General features: G+C 36.1%; 24 protein-coding genes and 1 riboswitch. Of the genes, 20 read left to right on the top strand and 4 right to left on the bottom strand.

What is annotated here, in order from left to right; genetic code table 11:
- Positions 1 to 77 precede the first annotated feature (77 nt).
- Positions 78 to 210, top strand: a riboswitch (FMN riboswitch).
- Positions 211 to 369: 159 nt separating this feature from the next.
- A complete protein-coding gene (locus CVD27_RS21280) occupies positions 370 to 945 on the top strand; it encodes an ECF transporter S component (RefSeq protein WP_101650270.1) in 576 nt (191 codons plus the stop codon).
- 106 nt (positions 946 to 1,051) lie between these two features.
- On the opposite strand, the gene CVD27_RS21285 is transcribed toward CVD27_RS21280, so the two are convergent.
- Positions 1,052 to 1,300 (bottom strand): ferredoxin, encoded by a 249-nt coding sequence (locus CVD27_RS21285; protein WP_042355233.1) that lies wholly within the window; start codon positions 1,298 to 1,300, stop codon positions 1,052 to 1,054.
- Positions 1,301 to 1,560: 260 nt separating this feature from the next.
- Here CVD27_RS21285 and CVD27_RS21290 point away from each other — a divergent pair, with 260 nt between their 5' ends.
- The 5 genes from CVD27_RS21290 (at position 1,561) to CVD27_RS21310 (ending at position 5,677) form a co-directional block, all read left to right on the top strand.
- On the top strand, positions 1,561 to 2,595 hold the full coding sequence (locus CVD27_RS21290; protein WP_101650273.1) for a helix-turn-helix domain-containing protein: 1,035 nt from the start codon (positions 1,561 to 1,563) through the stop codon (positions 2,593 to 2,595).
- A gap of 1 nt (position 2,596) precedes the next feature.
- The gene (locus CVD27_RS21295) at positions 2,597 to 4,111 is read left to right on the top strand and encodes a RecQ family ATP-dependent DNA helicase (RefSeq protein WP_101650275.1); all 1,515 of its coding nucleotides are present in this window, start codon (positions 2,597 to 2,599) and stop codon (positions 4,109 to 4,111) included.
- The gene (locus CVD27_RS21300; protein ID WP_101650277.1) at positions 4,108 to 4,716 is read left to right on the top strand and encodes a CPBP family intramembrane glutamic endopeptidase; all 609 of its coding nucleotides are present in this window, start codon (positions 4,108 to 4,110) and stop codon (positions 4,714 to 4,716) included. The genes CVD27_RS21295 and CVD27_RS21300 overlap by 4 nt, the downstream gene beginning before the upstream one ends.
- The gene (locus CVD27_RS21305) at positions 4,709 to 5,116 is read left to right on the top strand and encodes a hypothetical protein (protein ID WP_101650279.1); all 408 of its coding nucleotides are present in this window, start codon (positions 4,709 to 4,711) and stop codon (positions 5,114 to 5,116) included. Before CVD27_RS21300 ends, CVD27_RS21305 begins: the two co-directional genes overlap by 8 nt.
- 105 nt (positions 5,117 to 5,221) lie before the next feature.
- On the top strand, positions 5,222 to 5,677 hold the full coding sequence (locus tag CVD27_RS21310) for a DUF2663 family protein (protein ID WP_101650281.1): 456 nt from the start codon (positions 5,222 to 5,224) through the stop codon (positions 5,675 to 5,677).
- Positions 5,678 to 5,709: 32 nt separating this feature from the next.
- Here CVD27_RS21310 and CVD27_RS21315 read toward each other — a convergent pair whose 3' ends face one another.
- Genes CVD27_RS21315 through CVD27_RS21325 form a run of 3 tightly spaced genes read right to left on the bottom strand, consistent with a single transcriptional unit; the run spans position 5,710 to position 6,806 of the window.
- Positions 5,710 to 6,279, bottom strand: a complete 570-nt coding sequence (locus CVD27_RS21315; protein WP_101650283.1) for a manganese catalase family protein — start codon at positions 6,277 to 6,279, stop codon at positions 5,710 to 5,712.
- Positions 6,280 to 6,318: 39 nt separating this feature from the next.
- Positions 6,319 to 6,579 carry a spore coat protein CotJB gene (locus tag CVD27_RS21320; RefSeq protein WP_101650285.1) on the bottom strand — a complete coding sequence of 87 codons (261 nt, stop codon included), beginning with the start codon at positions 6,577 to 6,579 and terminating at the stop codon, positions 6,319 to 6,321.
- Entirely contained in the window at positions 6,576 to 6,806 is a 231-nt protein-coding gene (locus CVD27_RS21325; RefSeq protein WP_101650286.1) for a spore coat associated protein CotJA, read from the bottom strand. Before CVD27_RS21325 ends, CVD27_RS21320 begins: the two co-directional genes overlap by 4 nt.
- Before the next feature lie 145 nt (positions 6,807 to 6,951).
- Between CVD27_RS21325 and CVD27_RS21330 the strand changes: the two genes are divergently transcribed.
- From CVD27_RS21330 to fni, 14 genes are all read left to right on the top strand, one after another.
- The gene (locus tag CVD27_RS21330; protein ID WP_101650288.1) at positions 6,952 to 7,584 is read left to right on the top strand and encodes a CBS domain-containing protein; all 633 of its coding nucleotides are present in this window, start codon (positions 6,952 to 6,954) and stop codon (positions 7,582 to 7,584) included.
- 188 nt (positions 7,585 to 7,772) lie between these two features.
- The gene (locus CVD27_RS21335) at positions 7,773 to 8,501 is read left to right on the top strand and encodes a metallophosphoesterase (RefSeq protein ID WP_180960393.1); all 729 of its coding nucleotides are present in this window, start codon (positions 7,773 to 7,775) and stop codon (positions 8,499 to 8,501) included.
- 74 nt (positions 8,502 to 8,575) lie between these two features.
- On the top strand, positions 8,576 to 9,157 hold the full coding sequence (locus CVD27_RS21340; RefSeq protein WP_101650290.1) for a genetic competence negative regulator: 582 nt from the start codon (positions 8,576 to 8,578) through the stop codon (positions 9,155 to 9,157).
- A gap of 209 nt (positions 9,158 to 9,366) precedes the next feature.
- Positions 9,367 to 10,647 carry a Glu/Leu/Phe/Val family dehydrogenase gene (locus tag CVD27_RS21345; RefSeq protein WP_101650292.1) on the top strand — a complete coding sequence of 427 codons (1,281 nt, stop codon included), beginning with the start codon at positions 9,367 to 9,369 and terminating at the stop codon, positions 10,645 to 10,647.
- A 135-nt stretch (positions 10,648 to 10,782) separates the two neighbouring features.
- Positions 10,783 to 11,754, top strand: a complete 972-nt coding sequence (locus tag CVD27_RS21350) for a YpdA family putative bacillithiol disulfide reductase (protein ID WP_101650294.1) — start codon at positions 10,783 to 10,785, stop codon at positions 11,752 to 11,754.
- Between the two features lie 6 nt (positions 11,755 to 11,760).
- Positions 11,761 to 12,717 (top strand): asparaginase, encoded by a 957-nt coding sequence (locus CVD27_RS21355; RefSeq protein ID WP_101650296.1) that lies wholly within the window; start codon positions 11,761 to 11,763, stop codon positions 12,715 to 12,717.
- Positions 12,718 to 12,833: 116 nt separating this feature from the next.
- Positions 12,834 to 13,526, top strand: a complete 693-nt coding sequence (prsW, locus tag CVD27_RS21360) for a glutamic-type intramembrane protease PrsW (RefSeq protein WP_101650297.1) — start codon at positions 12,834 to 12,836, stop codon at positions 13,524 to 13,526.
- A gap of 188 nt (positions 13,527 to 13,714) precedes the next feature.
- Positions 13,715 to 14,422: a spore cortex-lytic enzyme gene (gene sleB / locus CVD27_RS21365; RefSeq protein ID WP_374703093.1), complete on the top strand. Its 708-nt coding sequence runs from the start codon at positions 13,715 to 13,717 to the stop codon at positions 14,420 to 14,422.
- Positions 14,423 to 14,436: 14 nt separating this feature from the next.
- Complete coding sequence (gene ypeB, locus CVD27_RS21370) at positions 14,437 to 15,786, top strand: germination protein YpeB (RefSeq protein ID WP_101650301.1); 1,350 nt, start codon at positions 14,437 to 14,439, stop codon at positions 15,784 to 15,786.
- 117 nt (positions 15,787 to 15,903) lie between these two features.
- Positions 15,904 to 16,077, top strand: a complete 174-nt coding sequence (locus CVD27_RS21375; protein ID WP_257984453.1) for a YpfB family protein — start codon at positions 15,904 to 15,906, stop codon at positions 16,075 to 16,077.
- 214 nt (positions 16,078 to 16,291) lie between these two features.
- Positions 16,292 to 16,972, top strand: a complete 681-nt coding sequence (cmk, locus tag CVD27_RS21385; RefSeq protein ID WP_101650308.1) for a (d)CMP kinase — start codon at positions 16,292 to 16,294, stop codon at positions 16,970 to 16,972.
- Positions 16,969 to 17,550, top strand: a complete 582-nt coding sequence (locus tag CVD27_RS21390) for a lysophospholipid acyltransferase family protein (protein WP_101650310.1) — start codon at positions 16,969 to 16,971, stop codon at positions 17,548 to 17,550. Before cmk ends, CVD27_RS21390 begins: the two co-directional genes overlap by 4 nt.
- A gap of 161 nt (positions 17,551 to 17,711) precedes the next feature.
- Entirely contained in the window at positions 17,712 to 18,851 is a 1,140-nt protein-coding gene (rpsA, locus tag CVD27_RS21395) for a 30S ribosomal protein S1 (protein ID WP_101650311.1), read from the top strand.
- A gap of 11 nt (positions 18,852 to 18,862) precedes the next feature.
- Positions 18,863 to 19,918, top strand: coding sequence for a type 2 isopentenyl-diphosphate Delta-isomerase (gene fni, locus CVD27_RS21400; RefSeq protein ID WP_101650313.1), 1,056 nt, complete (start codon positions 18,863 to 18,865; stop codon positions 19,916 to 19,918).
- Positions 19,919 to 19,940 lie beyond the last annotated feature (22 nt).

Raw genomic sequence — 19,940 nt, forward strand, 5'->3', positions numbered from 1 at the left:
CTGCGGATTTTTCAGTGTAATTTTTTTCTTAACAAAAAGAATTTTCTTTAGTATAATAAAATCGTAATTTAATATCGATCTATCTTCGGGGCAGGGTGAAATTCCCGATCGGCGGTATTAGAGTATAACTCTTAAGCCCGCGAGCCTTTTGGGGCAGGATTTGGTGTGATTCCAAAGCCGACAGTATAGTCTGGATGGGAGAAGATGGAGGTTCTGCAGACATTCAAAAAATTTTGATTAATTGAATGTTTATTAAGCGTGCCTTTGTAAACTCCCCCAAGATTTTTCTTGTGGGAGTTTTTAATTACCTAGGTCGTCTGTTTGCTGAACCTCTCTTCCTAACATGATGGATCAAAAGGAGAGAGGAAAATGGAAAAAAGAAAGAGATTAAATGTAAGAGCCTATGTTTCAATTGGAATGCTAAGCAGTATAGCCTATTTATTAATGTTGTTAAATTTCCCGCTGCCGTTTTTTCCAAATTTTCTTTTTGTTGATTTCAGCGATATCCCAGCTTTAATTGCGGCATTAGTTTTCGGTCCGCTTGCAGGAATTTTAGTGGAGTTTCTCAAAAATGTTCTTAATTATATTGCAACTGGAAGTCAAACCGGTGTTCCTGTTGGTCATATTGCCAACTTTATTGCCGGGATCGTCTTTGTCCTTCCAACTTTATTTGTATACAACAGACTTAAAACTAGAAAGGGTATGACTCTTGCTTTAGTGGCTGGGACGGCTATTATGGCAGTTGTGATGAGTATCTTAAATTATGTTGTCATCCTTCCGGCGTACACGCTGCTTATGGGATTCCCGGATATGAGAAATTTGGTCGTACCTGCAATTCTTCCTTTTAATATCTTAAAAGGTGTTATGATGTCAATTATTTTCATGTTGCTGTTTATTCGAATGCAGGCATGGATTAATAAATTTTCTACTGTAAAAGGTGCATAAAAAACAACAAGAGCAACCATAAGGGGGCTCTTGTGTTTTTTAGAGAAAAGAAAAAACCCCGTCTTTTGAAAGATGGGGTTTGTTTAAAAGTAGCTTAAGGGTAATATTATTCGAATTTTGTTGGGTTACCGTCGAATGGCTCGTCTGCAACTTTGATTGAATCTGTTGGACAGCCTTCAAAAGCATCCATCATGTCATCGATTAATACATCAGGAATTTCAACAATTCCCTCATTATCGTCAAGAGTTACAAATGCAATACCTTCATCATCATAATCGTAGATATCTGGTGCTGCTGCGCCGCATGCACCACATGCGATGCAAGTTTCCTTGTCAACAATTGTATACTTTGCCATGAAAAAAAACCTCCCAGTAGATAACAAATATTATTCTTCCCTGTTTCCTGATGCAAATATGGAAACGAATTACTCATTCCTATTGTAAAACTGTATGGGCAACTTTTCAATAGAAAAATGATATTAGGGTATAGTTTGAATGATATCCTATTCATTGAAACTTCTTTAGTATTAGCCAACCAGTTTATGAATTTTCATGGTAAAATATATATGAAAAAATGAAGATTTTTGTCGATTAATAGGTGGAAGTGGTGAGATAGATGCTGCAAATAAAAACCGTTATTCTATATTGTTTAAAACAGCTCAACAAGGAACGGACCATTTATTCCATCTATCATCTTTTAAATGGAAAGAAATCATCACAAACCATTCAAGATGCCCATTTGTTTTCATTGAAAGAATTTTTTGGTATATATGAGTCTCTTACAAGAGAGACCTTTGAAAAAATAACGGAAGAGTTATTCCGTGAAAATTTTATTGAAAGTTTTGGTGAACAGAAGTACCAATTAACGGCTTTCGGAAGAAAACATTTAGAACATATATCTAAGGCCGATTATTTAAATGGTTGGGATTATCACTCCTTTACAGCAACTTTCTGGGAAAGATTGTCGCTGCTTATACAGGTCACTTCAAATCTTGTATATCAAGAAACAAAATACATTCCAATTCAAAAAAACAAAGAGGTCCATAATTGGCTTAAATTAATGTTAAAAGAAATAAAGGTTCCCAGAAAAGAATTAGGTAGTGTTTTATTTACAGAATTAATAGAATGTCTCAATGAGGCAAAGGATATCGATCCGTCTATTTTAGTGTTTCGATTAACTGGCTACCAAAAAATAGGGCTAACTCCACTCCAGACCGCTAGGAAACTGAATTTAGATGAGCACAATTATCACCTTGAATTTATAAACATATTACATTATTTGCTCCAGAAGATTACAAAAGATTCGAACCGCTTCATGGTTTTACCCTTTCTCATTAAGGATTTAGAAAAAGAAAATGAACTAACTATTACCTCAAGAAAAACTTGGGCTCTTTTAAAGCAAGGCTTCAATCCTGAAAAAATAGCCGCAATAAGAAATTTAAAACTAAGCACAATAGAAGATCATTTAGTTGAATTTGCACTGCATCTAGAAAACTTCTCAATCGATACTTATGTTGATAGGGATTTACAAAAAAAGATCATAGAACTTTCACGCGGCCTGGGAACAAGACAATTAAAGTTGATAAAGGATCAATTAAGATCTGCAACGTATCTACAAATTAGGCTAGTATTGGCAAAGTATGGTGATTAAGATGGAATTAGAAACTCTTTTAAAAAAGTACTTTGGATATTCTTCATTTAAAAAAGGACAAAAGGAAGTTATATCCTCAATCCTTGCCGGTGAGCACACATTAGCTATGCTTCCGACAGGTACAGGCAAATCATTGTGTTATCAACTTCCTGGCTATATTCTAAGCGGTCAGACATTAATTATTTCACCATTACTATCTTTAATGCAGGACCAGGTAGAGCAAATGAAACGTTTAGGTGAGAAAAGAGTAGTTGCATTAAATTCTTTCCTCTCCTTGTCAGAAAGAAATAAAGTGCTTCGTCAATTAGACGGTTATAAGTTTATCTTCATATCACCTGAAATGTTACGGGTACCTTTTATTATTAACATCCTGAAACAGCTTACCATTTCTTTATTCGTAGTAGACGAAGCCCACTGTATATCACAGTGGGGATTTGACTTTCGTCCAGACTATTCCAAACTAGGTGATATTCGAAAAACATTAGGTAATCCATTAACCCTTGCGCTTACAGCAACTGCTACCAAAAAAGTCCGTGAAGATATTATTACCTACCTTGGTCTGGGTAAAAAAGAAATGAAAAAAATAGAATCAACCATAGACCGGCCTAATATAGCTTTTAATTTTGAAAGATTGAACGATTATCAAGATAAACAAAATCGAATCATAGAACTTGTTTCACAATTGCAAAAACCAGGGATTATTTATTTTTCCAGTAAAAAAGCTGCAGATCAAATGGCCTCTCTCTTGATGGAAAAAGGGATTTGTCAAGCAATGTCTTATCATGGCGGATTAGATTCAAGTACAAGAGTATTGATTCAACAACAATTTATTCACAATCAGCTAGATGTTGTTTGTGCCACAAGTGCATTTGGAATGGGGATTAACAAGGAGAATATCCGTTTTATTATACACTTTCATTTGCCGATGCAGATTGAGTCTTACCTTCAGGAAATTGGCAGGGCAGGACGGGATGGGCTGCCAAGTGTAGCTATTCTTTTATATGCACCAGGTGATGAACAGCTTCCATTTCAGCTTGCTGAGAGTGAAATACCTTCGGAACTGCAAATAGATTGGTTATTTGAAAAATTATTAGAGCATAGCGTCCAAAATGATGGAAGAATGGAATTAAATGAAGAGTTAAGTTTACTTGGAGGGTTCTCTGAAATACAGTGGAGAATTGTAAAGGAATATGTAAATCACCATGAGAACAGGAGTACTAATTCGGAATTGTTAAGAACATCTATGAAGGAATTTATAAGAGAAAGATTGAGAGTAAAGCAAGATAATATCTACCAAATGAAGAAATTAGTTGATTCTTCTTCATGCAGGCGAGAGTTTATTTTAAAGTATTTTGCTGAAGAAGTGGTCGAACAGATTCCGTCCTGCTGTGATATCTGTGGTGTGGACCTACATGATTACCAAGCTGATGCGAATGCTGCCATTTCACAGATAAGCGAAGAGAACTGGCAGGATTATCTTTCAAAAATTTTAATTCATAGTGAGTTGAGTGAATGAAAAGAAAATATCATCAAATAATTGCAGAACTAACAGATAAAGAACTTCTCTATCACTTATACCTAACACAAATTATTCTTTTAATTGTTTCACTCATCTTGGGAGCAATTTTATATGATCATTTTCCATATATTCAAAATTTTAGTTTGTCAGATGATCATATTTTCACCATTGGTATTCCAACAGGTGTAATGATTGTAATTGTTGATATTTTGTTAATGAAGTTGCTGCCTGCTTCTTTTTATGATGATGGAGGATTAAATCAAAGAATTTTTAAGAATAGACATGTATTTCATACATTTATCATTGCCCTTTTTGTAGCGTTCAGTGAAGAACTGCTTTTCCGGGGCATTATTCAAACGAAAGTGGGTCTAGTGATGGCAAGCACAATATTTGCCATCATTCACTATCGTTATCTATTTAATTGGTTCCTCTTTTTAAATATTATCCTGTTAAGTTTTTTGATAGGGATCATTTATAAGTGGACTGGTAATTTAGCGGTAACCATTATGATGCATTTTGTCATAGATTTTCTTCTAGGATTATATATAAAATTTAGACATACAACAGTTGACAAGAATGGAGAGGAACAGCTCTGTGAATAGAGAAGAACCATACAGGGACCAAGCGGAGAGATTAAAACAACGGATTCAAAAAATAAATGAAAAGGCAGCAGGTAACAGTGAAAAACTCCCTCCGAGAGAGCAGGTTCACAGACAAAAGAAAAAGAAAACTAAATTGAAGGTAAAATATCCGGTCATTCGGTTATTAGTGCTGTGTTTTATTCTTCTTCCTATCATTATTTTTAGTGTGATTTCATACCGAGATCATGGAGGGAAAATTAATGGAACACAAAAAACTTCCGGAAATTCAGTGGGGTATGAAACCATTAACCTCAAAAAAAACAATCCTGAAAATGATGATAAAAAAGTTGAACCCTCAAACTCTGATCAAGACACAAAGGATGCTGTGAAAAAAAGTAAAACAAACACTGTCACACCTTAATATTCCTATAAATAACTAGCCGATCTTTGATCGGTTTTTTTGCGACATAAATTTTAGGACAAGATCATAAATATATATATATCGAATATAGGGAGGGTGAACAACATGGATACACCAATTCAACAGCTTGAACATACAGATCAGGCGACCAAACAAATGTTAGAGAATGTAAGAAAGAGAAAGAAAAAATTTGATGATGTAAAAATGTGGCATTATTTTTCAATTTATGGAACACTCTTTTTGGCATTTATCTTTACTTTCTATTTCTATATAACTTTCGTAAAACAATATTCCTATTCTTTTTTAGCGATGTTGTCAGCCGGTTTAAATGATACTGTTGCTGTGTACTTATTAGCGTTCACAATTGTAGGATTTGGGGCCATGAATCTTTTAAAACAGCAAAAGGAAAAAAAGGAGAAGGAGTATCAGGAGCTAAGGTGTGAAATTGTGGATCGCAGTAAAGACCTGTGGAAGAGGGAAGAGGAATGGAAAAATCGCCATATTGTTTTTGAAATAATGAAAAAGCAATATGATATTAATTTATACCATGAAAAAAAATAAGAAGCAGATCTTGCCGCTGCTTCTTAATTTCACTAAAAAATTCGCTTTTTGTCCCGCTCTTCTTTTAATATTTCTACAGCTTCACGGAAACGTTGGGAATGAATGATTTCTCTCTCCCGTAAAAATCTTAAACCATCATTTAAGTCAGGGTCGTCACTCATATTAATAATCCATTGGTAAGTTGCTCGTGCCTTTTCTTCTGCAGCTATGTCTTCATAAAGGTCTGCGATTGGATCTCCTTTAGCTTGAATATAAGTGGCTGTAAATGGAACACCTGCGGCATTATGGTAGAACAAGGCCTTATCATTGTTCACATAGTGATCCTCGATACCGGCAGCCTTTAATTGTTCTGGTGTAGCATCCTTTGTCAACTTATAGACCATGGTAGCTATCATTTCAAGATGGGCAAACTCTTCTGTTCCAATATCGGTTAACAGACCGATAACCCTATCTGGGATTGTGTATCTCTGGTTTAAGTAACGAAGGGCAGCAGCAAGTTCCCCATCAGCACCGCCATATTGCTCAATTAAATATTTTGCTAATCTTGGATTACATGAACTGACTCGTACAGGATATTGTAGTTTTTTTTCGTAAATCCACATGTATGGCCCTCCCTTGAACTTTGTTTACTTAGTCCGCTTTTAAACTTGCCATGGCCAAGGTGTATCATCCCAGTTCCAAGGGTATCCAGAGTAACTGTTTCCGTATTGCTGTAAAGGCCCAAATTGGCTTTCAAATAATTTTTTTATTCTTTTTCTTTCTTTTGCATAATGATTAAATTGATTAATCGCTTCCTGGTCATCATTATGGGTATCTAAGTACAAGGTTAATTCAACTAATACAAAGTCCACTGCTTGAAGCTGTTCCATTAGTTGATAATATTCAGCTGGAACCTGTTTCATTGTGGAAGTCCTCCTTTACCTGGTTCAAGTGGACTGAACCAAGGATCATAAAAGGCTTTCCATAATGTCCCTGCCCTAAGAGCTTCAAGTGGTGTAAATTGGGGTAAATTTGGAGGTTGAAAGCCCATATATAAATTGGGTGGTGTAGAGTATGCTTTTTCAAGGATTGGCTTACAAGGGTCAAACGGACTAGCGTAAGGATGATAGGTTTTAAAATGTGTATTCATAGTCGCCCTCCCTTTATACAATATCATTTAATCATATGAGATTATTTCGGTTACATGACATAAAACTTTAATATTAAAAGGGGTTTTTAATTGTATTGTAGAAGTATAATAAGGATATAGGAAAGATTTCAGGAGGTGATGGGAATTGTTTGTTAAGAATATTATGATCCCTAAGCATGAATGTTTTGTCGCTCCAGTTGATGTAACACTAATGGATGCTTTAGAAATGTTAGAAAAGTACCAAATTGACGGGTTGCCTGTATTAAACGGTGATAAATATGCAGGTGTGGTAACAAGATTTAACATTTATGAAGGCTTTTTTAAGTCTGGCAAACAGAAAGATGACTACCTGACATCAACTTTTGTAAGTAATATTACTTCGCATGAAGACAAATTTTTGCTAGGTGGAGAATTGTTTGAAAAAACACTTCTCGATTTAAAGGATTTTCCTTTATTAGCAGTTGTTGATGAGAATAAAACTTTTTTGGGCGTATTGACACGTTCGGATGTTTTAAGTTCATTTGAAAGTGCATTTGGTGTTAATCGGCCAGGAGTACGAATTGCTTTTACATCTGTTGAGACCGAAGGACGGATAGCCCGTCTTTCAGAAATTGCTCATCAATTCCATGAACACATCATCTCTCTTGTTACCTTTGATGAAACCGATAAACTTGTAAGAAGAATCGTAATGAAGATTGAAAAGAAAAATAATATAGATAGGTTTACAAAGAAGCTTGAAGAACACGGCTTCCGAATATTAAGTATTCAAGAAGACTAAAAAACGAAGAGGTAAAGAAAAATGATCCCTCTCATACACTGTATGGGAGGGATCATTATGTTTGTCTTTTTTTCTTTAAGTCTTCTTTATGGTATGATTTCCATAGAACTTTAAGAGGGGGAGAATCGGTGATTATTTGGGGGGCAGTAGTAATTCTGATATTGGGAGGTATCTTTCTCCTTTTATTTATGGTGAGGGAGGCCTTTTTAAATAAAGTAGTTAAGCATGAAATTTCCTTCCCTGACTTTCCTGATTCCTTTGGTAAGGTTAGCATTTTTTTTATTTCAGATATTCATAGAAGAGTTATTTCAGATTTGATTATTAATAAAGTAAAAGGAAAAGCGGACTTTGTTATCATTGGAGGAGACTTAACGGAAAAAGGGGTTCCATTTCAACAGGTAAAGGAAAATTTATTAAAATTAAAAAAAATTGGCCCTGTCTATTTTGTTTGGGGAAACAATGATTATGAAGTGGATTTTCGTAAATTGGATGCCATTTTATTAGATTTGGGAGTAAAACTCTTGGATAATACCGCAGTAACATTTGAATCCGAACACGGGGACAAATTATCCCTCCTTGGAGTTGATGACTGTAACCAAGCGAGGGACCGTCTTGATTTTGCCCTAATGGATGCTGATGACAACAGTTTTAAAATATTAGCTAGTCACTATCCAACTATAACAAAAAAAATCCTTCCTGAGCATAGAATTAGCTTAGTGCTGAGCGGACATACTCATGGAGGCCAAATACATATCCTAGGATATAGCCCTTTTGAAATAGGAAAAATTAAAAAACTTGAGAATACCATTCTTTTAATAAGTAATGGTTATGGCACTACAAGCGTGCCTTTAAGGTTAGGAGCCCCTGCAGAAACACATCTTATCTCACTGAAACGAGGACCGGAAAAGATAGGCTGATGTAGACAATTCACCAATAGTACCCTGCGGCATACACTGAAAACAAGAGTTACGTCACGGCAGGGGGCAAAAGCATGCGCTTAGAACGCTTAACGGCCAATAAAATAAAAATTTTTTTAACCTCTGATGATTTATTTGAAAGAGGTCTTTCAAAAGAGGATATTTGGAAGGATTCAAGTAAATGGAATCAGCTCTTTCATGATATGCTCGAAGAAGCTAGTGAAGAATTTGATGTTGATATCCAGGGTTCTGTTGCTGTAGAAATTTTCTCCCTTCAAGCTCAAGGAATGATCTTAATCATTACTGTGGATGAAGTAAAAGATGATGAAGATTTATTATACGATGGATATATCGAAATGCAGGTAAGGGTTGAAGGATGCGAGGATCTCTTATATGAATTTGGAGAATTTGAGCATCTAGTCGGCCTGGCTAAAAGACTTGCCATAATAGACATTTATGGTGGAAGTCTTTATTGGTTTAATAATCGCTATTACCTTGTAATGGATAATATGGAGGCCGCACATAAGGAAAAGGCTGCTTGCATTTTATCGGAATTTGGCAGTCCATCCATTCTAAGTCCATATGTTCTTGCAGAATATGGTAAACCAGTGATGAAACATTTTGCTGTCGAAACAATTCTCCATTTTTTTAAATAACTTTTCATAATCAATATCATACTAAAGGGGCGAAGGCCCCTTTATAAATTAAGGTCTTTTTCTTAAAAATAATATTTTTTTACATTAATAATAGCGTTTACATACAGCGCTTTTAGTCTATGTTTTCTTCTTGCATAAATCGGGTAAACGTGTATACTTGTCTCTGAAAGAAGAGATCATACGTAAAGCATTTTCTAGGAGGATTTCAAATGGTTGCCGATAAAGCAAATGGTCAAACTAATCAAGAGGGAGAACACCACGATGTGTTGAAAGCAACACAAACAGTGATACATAAAGCCCTTGAAAAGTTAGGTTATCCTGAAGAAGTATATGAGCTCTTAAAGGAGCCATTACGTTTGCTGACAGTGAAAATTCCAATAAGAATGGACGATGGTTCTATAAAAATATTTACGGGCTACCGTGCCCAACATAATGATGCGGTAGGACCAACAAAGGGCGGTATTCGTTTTCATCCAAATGTAACTGAAACAGAAGTGAAAGCCCTTTCGATTTGGATGAGTTTAAAATGCGGGATTGTTGATCTCCCTTATGGCGGGGGAAAAGGCGGTATTGTTTGTGATCCACGGGATATGTCTTTTAGAGAACTAGAGAGACTAAGCCGTGGCTATGTAAGAGCAATCAGCCAAATTGTTGGTCCAACAAAGGATATTCCTGCCCCAGATGTATTTACTAATTCACAAATTATGGCATGGATGATGGACGAATACAGCCGTATCGATGAGTTTAACTCTCCTGGATTTATTACTGGAAAGCCGCTTGTATTAGGAGGTTCTCATGGAAGGGAATCTGCAACAGCAAAAGGCGTAACGATTTGTATTCGTGAAGCGGCAAAAAAGAAAGGTATTCAAATTGAAGGAGCTAAAGTAGTCGTCCAAGGATTTGGAAATGCAGGAAGTTACTTATCAAAATTCATGCATGATGCAGGAGCAAAAGTGATTGGTATTTCTGATGCCTATGGTGCTCTTTATGATCCAAACGGTCTTGATATTGATTTTCTTTTAGATAGACGGGACAGCTTTGGAACTGTAACAAAACTATTTAATAATACGATTACCAATAAAGAATTACTTGAACTTGATTGTGATATTTTAGTTCCTGCGGCAATTGAAAATCAAATTACGGAAGAAAATGCTCATAATATTCGTGCGAAAATCGTGGTTGAAGCTGCGAATGGTCCAACAACACTGGAGGCAACCGAAATCTTAACTGATCGTGGAATTTTGTTGGTGCCAGATGTTTTAGCATCCGCGGGAGGGGTTACTGTTTCATATTTTGAGTGGGTGCAAAATAATCAAGGCTATTATTGGACCGAAGAAGAAGTGGAAGAAAAATTAGAGAAAGTAATGGTTAAATCATTCAAAAATATTTATGATACTGCACAAACCCGCCGGGTAGATATGCGTCTTGCTGCCTACATGGTAGGGGTAAGAAAAATGGCTGAAGCGAGCCGATTTAGAGGCTGGATATAATTTATTGGCAGCAATAGTAAAGGGTTGTTTGTTGAAACTAGATTAAAAATCTCCTATCATGATACGGTAGGAGATTTTTTTTTGTAGTAAAAATAATTCTTTTATATATAATTTGTTCTTAAGGAGTTGGCCATAATGCAAATAGAAGATATTATAATTGTGGGCGGGGGGCCTTGTGGATTAGCGGCAGCTATTTCGTTAAAAGAAATCGGAAAGAGACCTTTAATTATCGAAAAGGGGAATGTCGTAAATTCCATTTATAATTATCCCACCCATCAAACCTTTTTCAGTACAAGTGAAAAATTAGAAATCGGCGGTTTTCCCTTTGTTACAGACAGTTATAAACCCAAACGAAACCAGGCACTTGTGTATTATAGAGAAGTAGCTAAGCGTAAACAAATTCGGATTAATGCATTTGAAACGGTTAGAGAAATTTCTAGGAAGGACGATCACTTCCAGGTTAAAACGGATAAAGATACATACCAGACTAGTTATGTGGTCGTTGCAACAGGCTATTACGACCATCCTAACTATATGAACGTACCTGGTGAAAACTTGCCAAAGGTTTTCCATTATTTTAAGGAAGCACATCCATATTTTGATAAGGATGTGTGTGTCATTGGAGGAAAGAATTCAAGTGTTGATGCAGCAATTGAACTTGTAAAGGCAGGAGCACGTGTTACAGTTCTATATCGTGGAAAAGAATACTCACCAAGTATAAAGCCATGGATTCTGCCAGAATTCGAATCATTAGTAAGAAATGGTACGATCAAAATGGAGTTTCAAGCTGATGTAAAAGAAATTACGAAAGATCAAATAATTTATTCAAGGAATGGAGAAGAAAAAGCGATTCAAAACGACTTTGTCTTTGCCATGACTGGTTACCATCCAGATCATGATTTCTTAGTAAAAATGGGGATTAAAATTGATGAAGAAACAGGTCGTCCTCTTTTTAATCCCGATACAATGGAAACCAACATAAGCGGGATTTTTATTGCCGGGGTGATTGCGGCCGGTAATAATGCAAATGAGATATTTATAGAAAATGGCCGTTTCCATGGCGGTCAAATTGCGCAATCTATACTAGAAAAGGAAACTAAAGGGTGATTAATGATGAAGAAGGTTGTTCTTTTAACAACTGGCGGTACGATTGCAAGTAAACCGAATAAGACTTCTGGTAAATTAGCATCTGGAGCGATAACAGGAGAAGAACTGGCTTCCATGTGTAATTTACCTAATGAAATAGAAGTAATAGTGGAATCAGTTTTCCAAAAAGCGAGTATTCATATAACGTTTGCCGATTTAGTTGTTTTAAAGAATAAAATAGAGGATTATTTTAAGGACGAGACAGTTTCTGGTGTAGTTGTTACACATGGGACTGATACGATGGAGGAAACAAGTTATTTTCTTGATTTAACTATTAATGACCACCGTCCTGTAATTGTAACGGGATCACAGCGTTCCCCAGAAGATCTTGGCAGTGATGTGTATATTAATTTACGCCACGCAATTTATTCCGCTTGTTCCCTGGATTTACTTGATGTAGGTACTGTTGTTGTTTTCAATGAAAGAATTTTTGCCGCTAGGTATGTAAAAAAAGAGCATGCATCTAACATCCAGGGATTTAATGCTTTTGGTTTCGGCTATCTAGGTATAATTGATAACGATAAAGTTCATGTTTTTCAAAAACCTATTAAAAGAGAGTATTTTCAATTAAACTCTTCAATCCCTGAAGTTGAAATTATCAAATGCTATATAGGAGCAGATGGGAAATTTATTAAAGCTGCCCGAGAAGCTGGGGTTGCCGGTATCATTCTTGAAGGAGTAGGAAGAGGACAAGTAGCTCCGAAAATGATGGAGGAGATTGAAAAGTCTATCAAAGCAGGTATAAAAATTGTAATAACTACCAGCGCTGAAGAAGGCGCTGTGTATACAACCTACGATTATAAAGGGAGTGCCTACGACCTTTATAAAAAAGGAGTAATCCTGGGAAGTGATAATGATTCTAAAAAAGCAAGAATGAAATTGGCTGTAGCGTTGGCCAGCGGATTAGAAAACATAAATTTTTAACTTATGTTTTTTAAACAATAGAGTTAGAAAACAGTAAGCGCTGGAATGAAACTTTCATTTTCTTTATAGGCTATCCATGGTACCATTAAGAAAAAGGATTGGAAAAGAGGTTCAGCATGCTTGGAATATTATCTGCTGGAGTTGCTCCAGGTTTGGCCTTGCTAAGTTATTTTTATTTAAAAGATGAATATGAGCCCGAGCCTATTTCCTTTGTTTTTCGGACATTTTTATATGGAGTTCTGCTAGTGTTTCCAATAATGTTTATCCAATATGTTTTGGAAACTGAGCATTTATTAAAATCTAATGTATTAAATGCCTTTTTTGGCTCAGGTACTTTGGAAGAATTTTTTAAATGGTTTATTCTTTTTTATCTTATATATCAACATGTTGAATTTGATGAACCGTTTGATGGCATCGTTTATGGCGTTGCAGTTTCCCTTGGGTTTGCTACGGTTGAAAATATCTTTTATTTAGTTGCAAATGGAATTGAGCATGCCATGACTCGTGCATTGCTACCAGTATCAAGCCATGCTTTATTTGGCGTTATTATGGGATTTTATCTGGGAAAAGCAAAGTTTACCAAAGGGAATAAAGCAAAATGGATATTATTATCCCTGGTTTTACCGATACTTCTGCATGGTTCTTATGATTATATATTAATCTCACTTGAAAATTGGATGATGATTATTTTTCCTTTTATGATTTTCCTTTGGTGGTTTGGATTACGAAAAGTTAAAAAGGCGAAAATCCTCAGTGCCAATCATTTTAAGAAGCAATATTCGGACCAAAAGGCACAAGCGCCAGTGTAATTTCATTTTTATTAGTTAAAAAAGCCCTTCAATAATTTTGAAGGGTTTTTTTCTGCTTGAAATGGAATAAAAACACCAATTAAACAAAAAATAGGTTTAATGCTAAAAAGATTCAAAACGGGGGTTATTATTCCATGATTAAGAAAAGCATCCTAATCAAATTCTTCATCCTATTCTTTTCTTGCCTTATGCCATTTTCTTTATTGGAGAGCCAAAAAGTATTTGCTTTTAGCAATCAAGTTATCCAACGAGGGGCAGTTGGTGAGGATGTCATTGAACTTCAATCCAGGCTTAAGTATATTGGGTTCTACCATGGGAAAATTGATGGAGTATTTGGATGGAGCACCTATTGGGCATTAAGAAATTTTCAATATGAATTTGGTTTACCGATTGATGGACTTGCCGGGGCAACAACTAAAGCGAAATTAGCCAAAGCTACAAAATATAATAAACAAACAGCACAGAAATCTACTGCTCCAAATTCAACTGCTCCAAAATCAACTGGAACAAAGAAGGCTGCGTCTAATACACCGAAGGGTTTTTCACAAAATGATATTCGGCTAATGGCCAATGCTGTTAATGGCGAATCAAGAGGAGAGCCTTATATAGGTCAAGTTGCAGTTGCCGCTGTTATTTTGAATCGTGTTAATAGTCCTTCATTCCCAAACACTGTTTCTGGAGTTATTTTTGAACCAGGGGCATTTACAGCTGTTGCCGATGGACAAATTTGGCTTACTCCAAATGAGAATTCAAGAAAAGCGGTACTAGATGCAATTAATGGTTGGGATCCGACGGGCGAAGCGTTGTACTACTTTAATCCTGCTACGGCTACAAGTGGATGGATATGGGGAAGACCGCAAATCAAACGAATTGGTCAACATATTTTTTGTAAATAGAGAGGTGAGTTGAAATGATAAGAGGAATATTGATAGGAATTCTCGCTCTGGGTATTGCGGGAACAGCATATTGGGGCTATCAAGAACATCAAGAGAAAAACGCAGTACTTATTAATGCTGAAAACAACTATCAACGAGCATTCCATGATCTTGCATATCGAATGGACATGTTGCACGATAAAATTGGGACTACGCTAGCTATGAATTCTAAAGAGTCCTTATCTCCATCCTTAATTGAAGTATGGAGACTGACGTCACAGGCACATGGAGATGTTGGCCAGCTTCCTTTAACACTATTACCATTTAACAAAACTGAAGCATTCTTAGCGAATATTGGAAATTTTAGTTATCAGACTGCCGTAAGAGATTTATCGAAGAACCCATTAACAGATAAGGAATATCAAACACTTAATTCTCTGTATAAACAGTCTGGTGACATTCAAAATGAACTGCGGAATGTACAGCATATGGTCCTAAAAAATAATCTTCGTTGGATGGATGTAGAACTTGCCCTTGCATCAGGGAAAGAGAATACGGATAACACGATTATTGATGGTTTTAAGACAGTTGAGAAAACAGTAACCAGCTTTGATGAATCAGACTTTGGACCTACATTTGCTAACTTTCAAAAAAGAGATGAAAACTTTAATAAAATAAAAGGCAAAACCATAACACGTCAGGAAGCCATCCAAATTGCTAAAAAATATATGAATTTCGACGGGAATGCAAACGTAAAGGTAACGGATAATGGTAAAGGTTCTGATTTTGGTTTTTACAGTGTATCGATTAAAAATAATAAAACAGGGCAAGAAGCAAGTATGGATATAACCAAAAAGGCTGGACACCCAATATGGTTTATTAATAGTCGTGATGTAAAGAAACAGACACTAAGCTTAAATGATGCGAACAATAAAGCAGCTGCATTTTTGAAGGATACAGGTTTTAAAAATTTAGAAGTATTTGAGAGCACACAATATGACAATATTGGAGTATTTAATTTTGTTACTAATATAAATGGGGTAAGAATTTATCCGGAATCAGTGAAGGTTAAAGTAGCATTGGATAATGGGGATATCATAGGTGTTTCAGCAGAAGAATACTTAAAAACCTTTCAAACTCGAACAATTGAAAAACCGGTCCTAACGCTTGAACAAGCTCGTGCAAAAGTAAATCCTAAATTAAAGGTGATGGAACACCGTCAAGCAATGATCGTGAATGATTTAAATGAAGAAGTACTATGCTATGAGTTTTTAGGTACAATGGGCGAAGATACCTACCGCATCTATATAAATGCTAAATCCGGAATAGAGGAAGAAGTAGAAAAGCTAAAAAACACAGAGGCAACATATGAAGATGTATTATGAGGGAAAAGAGGCTTTTCCCTCTTCTTATTTATTGCTGGCAGTTGTAAGAAGAATAAAATCAGTGGCGTACTCCAATACTAATGGATATATAGTCTTGGAGTGATTTGATTGAAAACAGTGGAGAGAATTCTAATTAAAGTGGTCATTGTTCAATTTATTTTTTTATTTATTTCACAAATACTATTTCATCAAATGGATATCCTTCCACAAGTAAAACATTTGGCAAGGTATGAAGGAGTTAATGAAAATACATTAACGGAAATTTTACAAACTTTTTCAGGGAAACGATAAAAAATGAATCTATTTGCAATAGGAAAGTATAAAGTACTTCCATCTAACAGGGAGGTTTATACTTTCCTATTTTTATATGGTGAATTGGGGAATCTTATTTTAAAACAGTTGAAAATTCTTTTAATTATATATTTAAAAAAAAGAAGCATATCTTTATCTTGTGGTAAAATAAATAGAGTGGACCAGACGATTAAGAGAGCATTTAGGAGGATTTATGGAAAACAAAATATCAATCGCAATTGACGGACCAGCCGCAGCCGGGAAGAGTACAGTAGCAAAAATTGTGGCAGAAAAACTATCTTATATTTATATTGATACTGGAGCCATGTATAGAGCATTGACATATAAAGCCATTATTAATCAGCTGGATTTGGAAGATGAAATCACTTTATTGAACACTCTTTTATCCACTGTAATTGAATTAAAACCGTCAGATAGAGGACAATTAGTCTTTTTAGACAACCTTGATGTCACTGATTTAATCCGTTCAGCTAAAGTAACTAATTCTGTATCATATGTGGCTAGGCTTCCAAAAGTCCGTGAAGAAATGGTAAAAAGACAACAGGCATTTGCTACAGAAGGCGGTGTTGTAATGGATGGCCGGGACATTGGAACGCATGTTTTGCCAAACGCTGAAGTAAAAGTATTTTTGCTGGCAAGTGTAGAAGAGAGAGCTGAGAGGCGGCATGCTGAAAATCTTGAAAAAGGCTTTCCTTCTGATTTAGAACAATTAAAAGCAGAAATTGCACAGAGAGATAAAATTGACTCAGAAAGAGAAGTAGCTCCATTAAAGAAGGCAAGTGATGCAATCGAAATCGACACAACCTCTTTGACTATTCCTGATGTTGTCGGTAAAATCATGGCGCTCGTGCAGGAAAGGATTGGTAGAGTGTGACGTTTTATGGCTTTGCAAGATCGGTGGTTTATACCATCTTCAAACCGTGGTACCGGATACAAGCTATAGGGGTGGAAAATATCCCGAAAGAGGGAGGCGTCCTTCTTTGCGCCAACCATATCTCTGTACTCGATCCCATTGTTGTCGGAATTATGTGTCCTCGTCCTGTGCATTATATGGCTAAGGATGAGCTATTTCAGGTCCCTGTACTAGGAGGGATTGTTAGAAAATGTAATGCGTTCCCAGTGAAAAGGGGATTTAATGACCGAGAGGCTCTAAGGACAGGATTGAAGCTTTTAAAAGACGGACATGTTTTTGGCCTCTTTCCGGAAGGGACCAGAAGTAAAACGGGGGAACTAGGAAAAGGGCTTTCAGGGGCTGGTTTTTTTGCATTAAGAACGGAAGCTCAAGTTGTTCCATGTGCGGTCATTGGTCCGTATAAAAGTCTAAACAAATTGAAAATGGTATATGGAAAACCAATCGATATGACTGAAATGCGGCAAACAAAAGCTTCAGCAGAGCAGGTTACTGAATTAATTATGTCAGAAATTGATAAACTTATAAAAGAGCATAAATAGCTTCTGCTTGACAAAAAAGACTATTTGTAAGAAGTTAATAAAAAGAGATTTTTTTTGAAAATTCTATTGGTTTTGTTTAATTTATATGTGGTGGATGCAGTGTGCTTCTCACCAAATCATATATAGATTTTTTAGAGTAAATGGAATAAGGAGGAATACATATGTCGGAAGAATTAAATCAAGTAGAAGTGAAAAACTTTGAAATTGGGGATAAAGTAACTGGACAAGTTACTAAGGTTGAAGAAAAACAGGTGCTTGTGAATATCCCAGGCAGTAAGCTGGATGGTATTATACCAATTAGTGAACTTTCAAGTCTCCATATCGAAAAGGCCTCTGACGCTGTAGCAGAAGGCGACGAATTGGAATTAGAAGTAACTAAAGTAGAAGAAGATGCACTTGTATTATCAAAACGGAAAGTTGATGCTGAAAAGGCTTGGGAAAGCTTAGAACAAAAATTCCAAGCTGGAGAAGTTTTTGAAACAGAAGTAAAAGATGTAGTTAAAGGCGGACTAGTTGTGGACCTTGGTGTTCGCGGATTTGTTCCTGCTTCTCTTGTTGAAGCTCATTTTGTTGAAGATTTCAGTGACTACAAAGGACGTACACTTTCATTTAAAATTGTTGAACTTGATAAAGAAAAAAATCGTTTAATTCTCTCTCATCGTGCAGTGGTAGAAGAAGAAAAAGGTAAATTGAAACAAAACCGTCTTGGTGCTTTAGAAGTGGGGCAGGTTATTGATGGAACTGTACAAAGAATTACTGATTTTGGTGCATTTGTAGATATCGGTGGAATTGATGGTTTAGTTCATATTTCTCAGTTATCCCATGAACATGTTAATAAGCCTTCTGACGTTGTCCAAGAAGGACAGCAAGTGAAAGTGAAAGTATTAAGTGTTGATCGCGATAATGAGAGAATTTCATTATCCATAAAAGAAACTCTTGCAGGACCTTGGAGCGATATCTCTGAAAAAGCTCCTAAAGGAAGTGTTTTAAATGGAACAGTGAAAAGATTAGTTTCTTATGGAGCTTTCGTGGAAGTTTTCCCTGGTGTAGAAGGACTTGTTCATATTTCGCAGATTGCTCATAAACATATTGGAACTCCACATGAAGTTTTAAAAGAGGGTCAAGAAGTACAAGTGAAGGTTCTTGATGTAAACCAGCAAGATCAGCGTTTATCATTAAGCATAAAGGAATTGCTTGAAAAAGAGGCTGAGGAAAACTTTGATTACGAGCTTCCTGAAGAATCTAAAGGGTTCCAGCTTGGAGAAATGATCGGAGATAAACTAAAGAATCTAGGAAAATAATGGTGATGTAAGTGTCAAGATCTGAACGAAAATGGGATCATATTCGCTTTGCCTTGGAAAATAGGCAAAATCGTTCTACAGTTTTCGACGATATCAAATTTATTCACCAAAGCTTACCGAATATCCATGTATCCGATGTTCGATTAAATGACTCAATTGGCGAACTTTATTTAAGTTCGCCAATTTTTATCAATGCAATGACAGGCGGCGGCGGAGAAAAAACATATCGAATTAACGAGCAACTGGCGATTGCCGCTAAGCATACTGGGGTAGCGATGGCTGTAGGTTCACAAATGTCAGCTATTAAAGATAAACAAGAGAGATACACTTATGATATTGTACGTAAAGAGAATCCGAAGGGAATCGTTATTGCTAATTTAGGAAGTGAGGCGACCATTGAAAATGCTAAATTGGCAATCGATATGATTGGTGCCAATGCCTTACAAATTCACTTAAATGTGATTCAAGAACTGACGATGCCAGAGGGAGATCGTGATTTTACCGGCTCTTTAAAAAGAATAGAAGAAATCTCAAATGCAGTGGATATACCCATAATAGTGAAGGAAGTTGGGTTTGGTATGTCCAAGGATACGGTTTCATCTTTGATTTCTGCAGGGGTTTCGATTGTCGATATCGGAGGCTTTGGAGGAACCAATTTTGCTGAAATCGAAAATAAGCGCAGGGAACATTCTCTTCCGTTCTTTAATGATTGGGGAATCCCTACACCAATATCAATCATAGAAGCTGTAAGTACAGGTAATGGAGTTCCAATTATTGGATCTGGTGGTTTTTCCTCAAGTCTTGATATTGCAAAAGGTTTGGCAATTGGTGCCAGCGCTATCGGTTTGGCTGGTTTCTTTTTAAAAATTCTTGTTGATGAAGGTCTAGAGGCACTAGTAAAGGCTATTGAAAATCTTCATATGGAATTACGGATGATCATGACCGCGTTAGGAGCAAGAACTATTTCAGACTTAAAAAAAGTGCCTCTAATTATTTCCGGTGATACGTATCATTGGTTAAATCAAAGAGGAATCGACACTAAACAATATAGCCAGCGTAAAATTTAAAGCTCTCGCATCAGCGAGAGCT

The sequence above is a fragment of the Neobacillus cucumis genome (assembly GCF_002860255.1).
Classification (GTDB): Bacteria; Bacillota; Bacilli; order Bacillales; family Cytobacillaceae; genus Neobacillus; species Neobacillus cucumis_A.

What these genes read in the sequence shown, in the direction of transcription:
- ypeB (WP_101650301.1), top strand. Translation starts at nt 14,437, where the DNA reads ATGATAAGAGGAATATTGATAGGAATTCTCGCTCTGGGTATTGCGGGA.
- CVD27_RS21340 (WP_101650290.1), top strand. Translation starts at nt 8,576, where the DNA reads ATGCGCTTAGAACGCTTAACGGCCAATAAAATAAAAATTTTTTTAACC.
- CVD27_RS21335 (WP_180960393.1), top strand. Translation starts at nt 7,773, where the DNA reads ATGGTGAGGGAGGCCTTTTTAAATAAAGTAGTTAAGCATGAAATTTCC.
- CVD27_RS21295 (WP_101650275.1), top strand. Translation starts at nt 2,597, where the DNA reads ATGGAATTAGAAACTCTTTTAAAAAAGTACTTTGGATATTCTTCATTT.
- CVD27_RS21310 (WP_101650281.1), top strand. Translation starts at nt 5,222, where the DNA reads ATGGATACACCAATTCAACAGCTTGAACATACAGATCAGGCGACCAAA.
- CVD27_RS21345 (WP_101650292.1), top strand. Translation starts at nt 9,367, where the DNA reads ATGGTTGCCGATAAAGCAAATGGTCAAACTAATCAAGAGGGAGAACAC.
- CVD27_RS21320 (WP_101650285.1), bottom strand. Translation starts at nt 6,579, where the DNA reads ATGAAACAGGTTCCAGCTGAATATTATCAACTAATGGAACAGCTTCAA.
- cmk (WP_101650308.1), top strand. Translation starts at nt 16,292, where the DNA reads ATGGAAAACAAAATATCAATCGCAATTGACGGACCAGCCGCAGCCGGG.
- CVD27_RS21285 (WP_042355233.1), bottom strand. Translation starts at nt 1,300, where the DNA reads ATGGCAAAGTATACAATTGTTGACAAGGAAACTTGCATCGCATGTGGT.
- CVD27_RS21315 (WP_101650283.1), bottom strand. Translation starts at nt 6,279, where the DNA reads ATGTGGATTTACGAAAAAAAACTACAATATCCTGTACGAGTCAGTTCA.
- CVD27_RS21300 (WP_101650277.1), top strand. Translation starts at nt 4,108, where the DNA reads ATGAAAAGAAAATATCATCAAATAATTGCAGAACTAACAGATAAAGAA.
- CVD27_RS21350 (WP_101650294.1), top strand. Translation starts at nt 10,783, where the DNA reads ATGCAAATAGAAGATATTATAATTGTGGGCGGGGGGCCTTGTGGATTA.
- CVD27_RS21325 (WP_101650286.1), bottom strand. Translation starts at nt 6,806, where the DNA reads ATGAATACACATTTTAAAACCTATCATCCTTACGCTAGTCCGTTTGAC.
- CVD27_RS21290 (WP_101650273.1), top strand. Translation starts at nt 1,561, where the DNA reads ATGCTGCAAATAAAAACCGTTATTCTATATTGTTTAAAACAGCTCAAC.
- rpsA (WP_101650311.1), top strand. Translation starts at nt 17,712, where the DNA reads ATGTCGGAAGAATTAAATCAAGTAGAAGTGAAAAACTTTGAAATTGGG.
- CVD27_RS21355 (WP_101650296.1), top strand. Translation starts at nt 11,761, where the DNA reads ATGAAGAAGGTTGTTCTTTTAACAACTGGCGGTACGATTGCAAGTAAA.
- prsW (WP_101650297.1), top strand. Translation starts at nt 12,834, where the DNA reads ATGCTTGGAATATTATCTGCTGGAGTTGCTCCAGGTTTGGCCTTGCTA.
- CVD27_RS21280 (WP_101650270.1), top strand. Translation starts at nt 370, where the DNA reads ATGGAAAAAAGAAAGAGATTAAATGTAAGAGCCTATGTTTCAATTGGA.
- sleB (WP_374703093.1), top strand. Translation starts at nt 13,715, where the DNA reads ATGCCATTTTCTTTATTGGAGAGCCAAAAAGTATTTGCTTTTAGCAAT.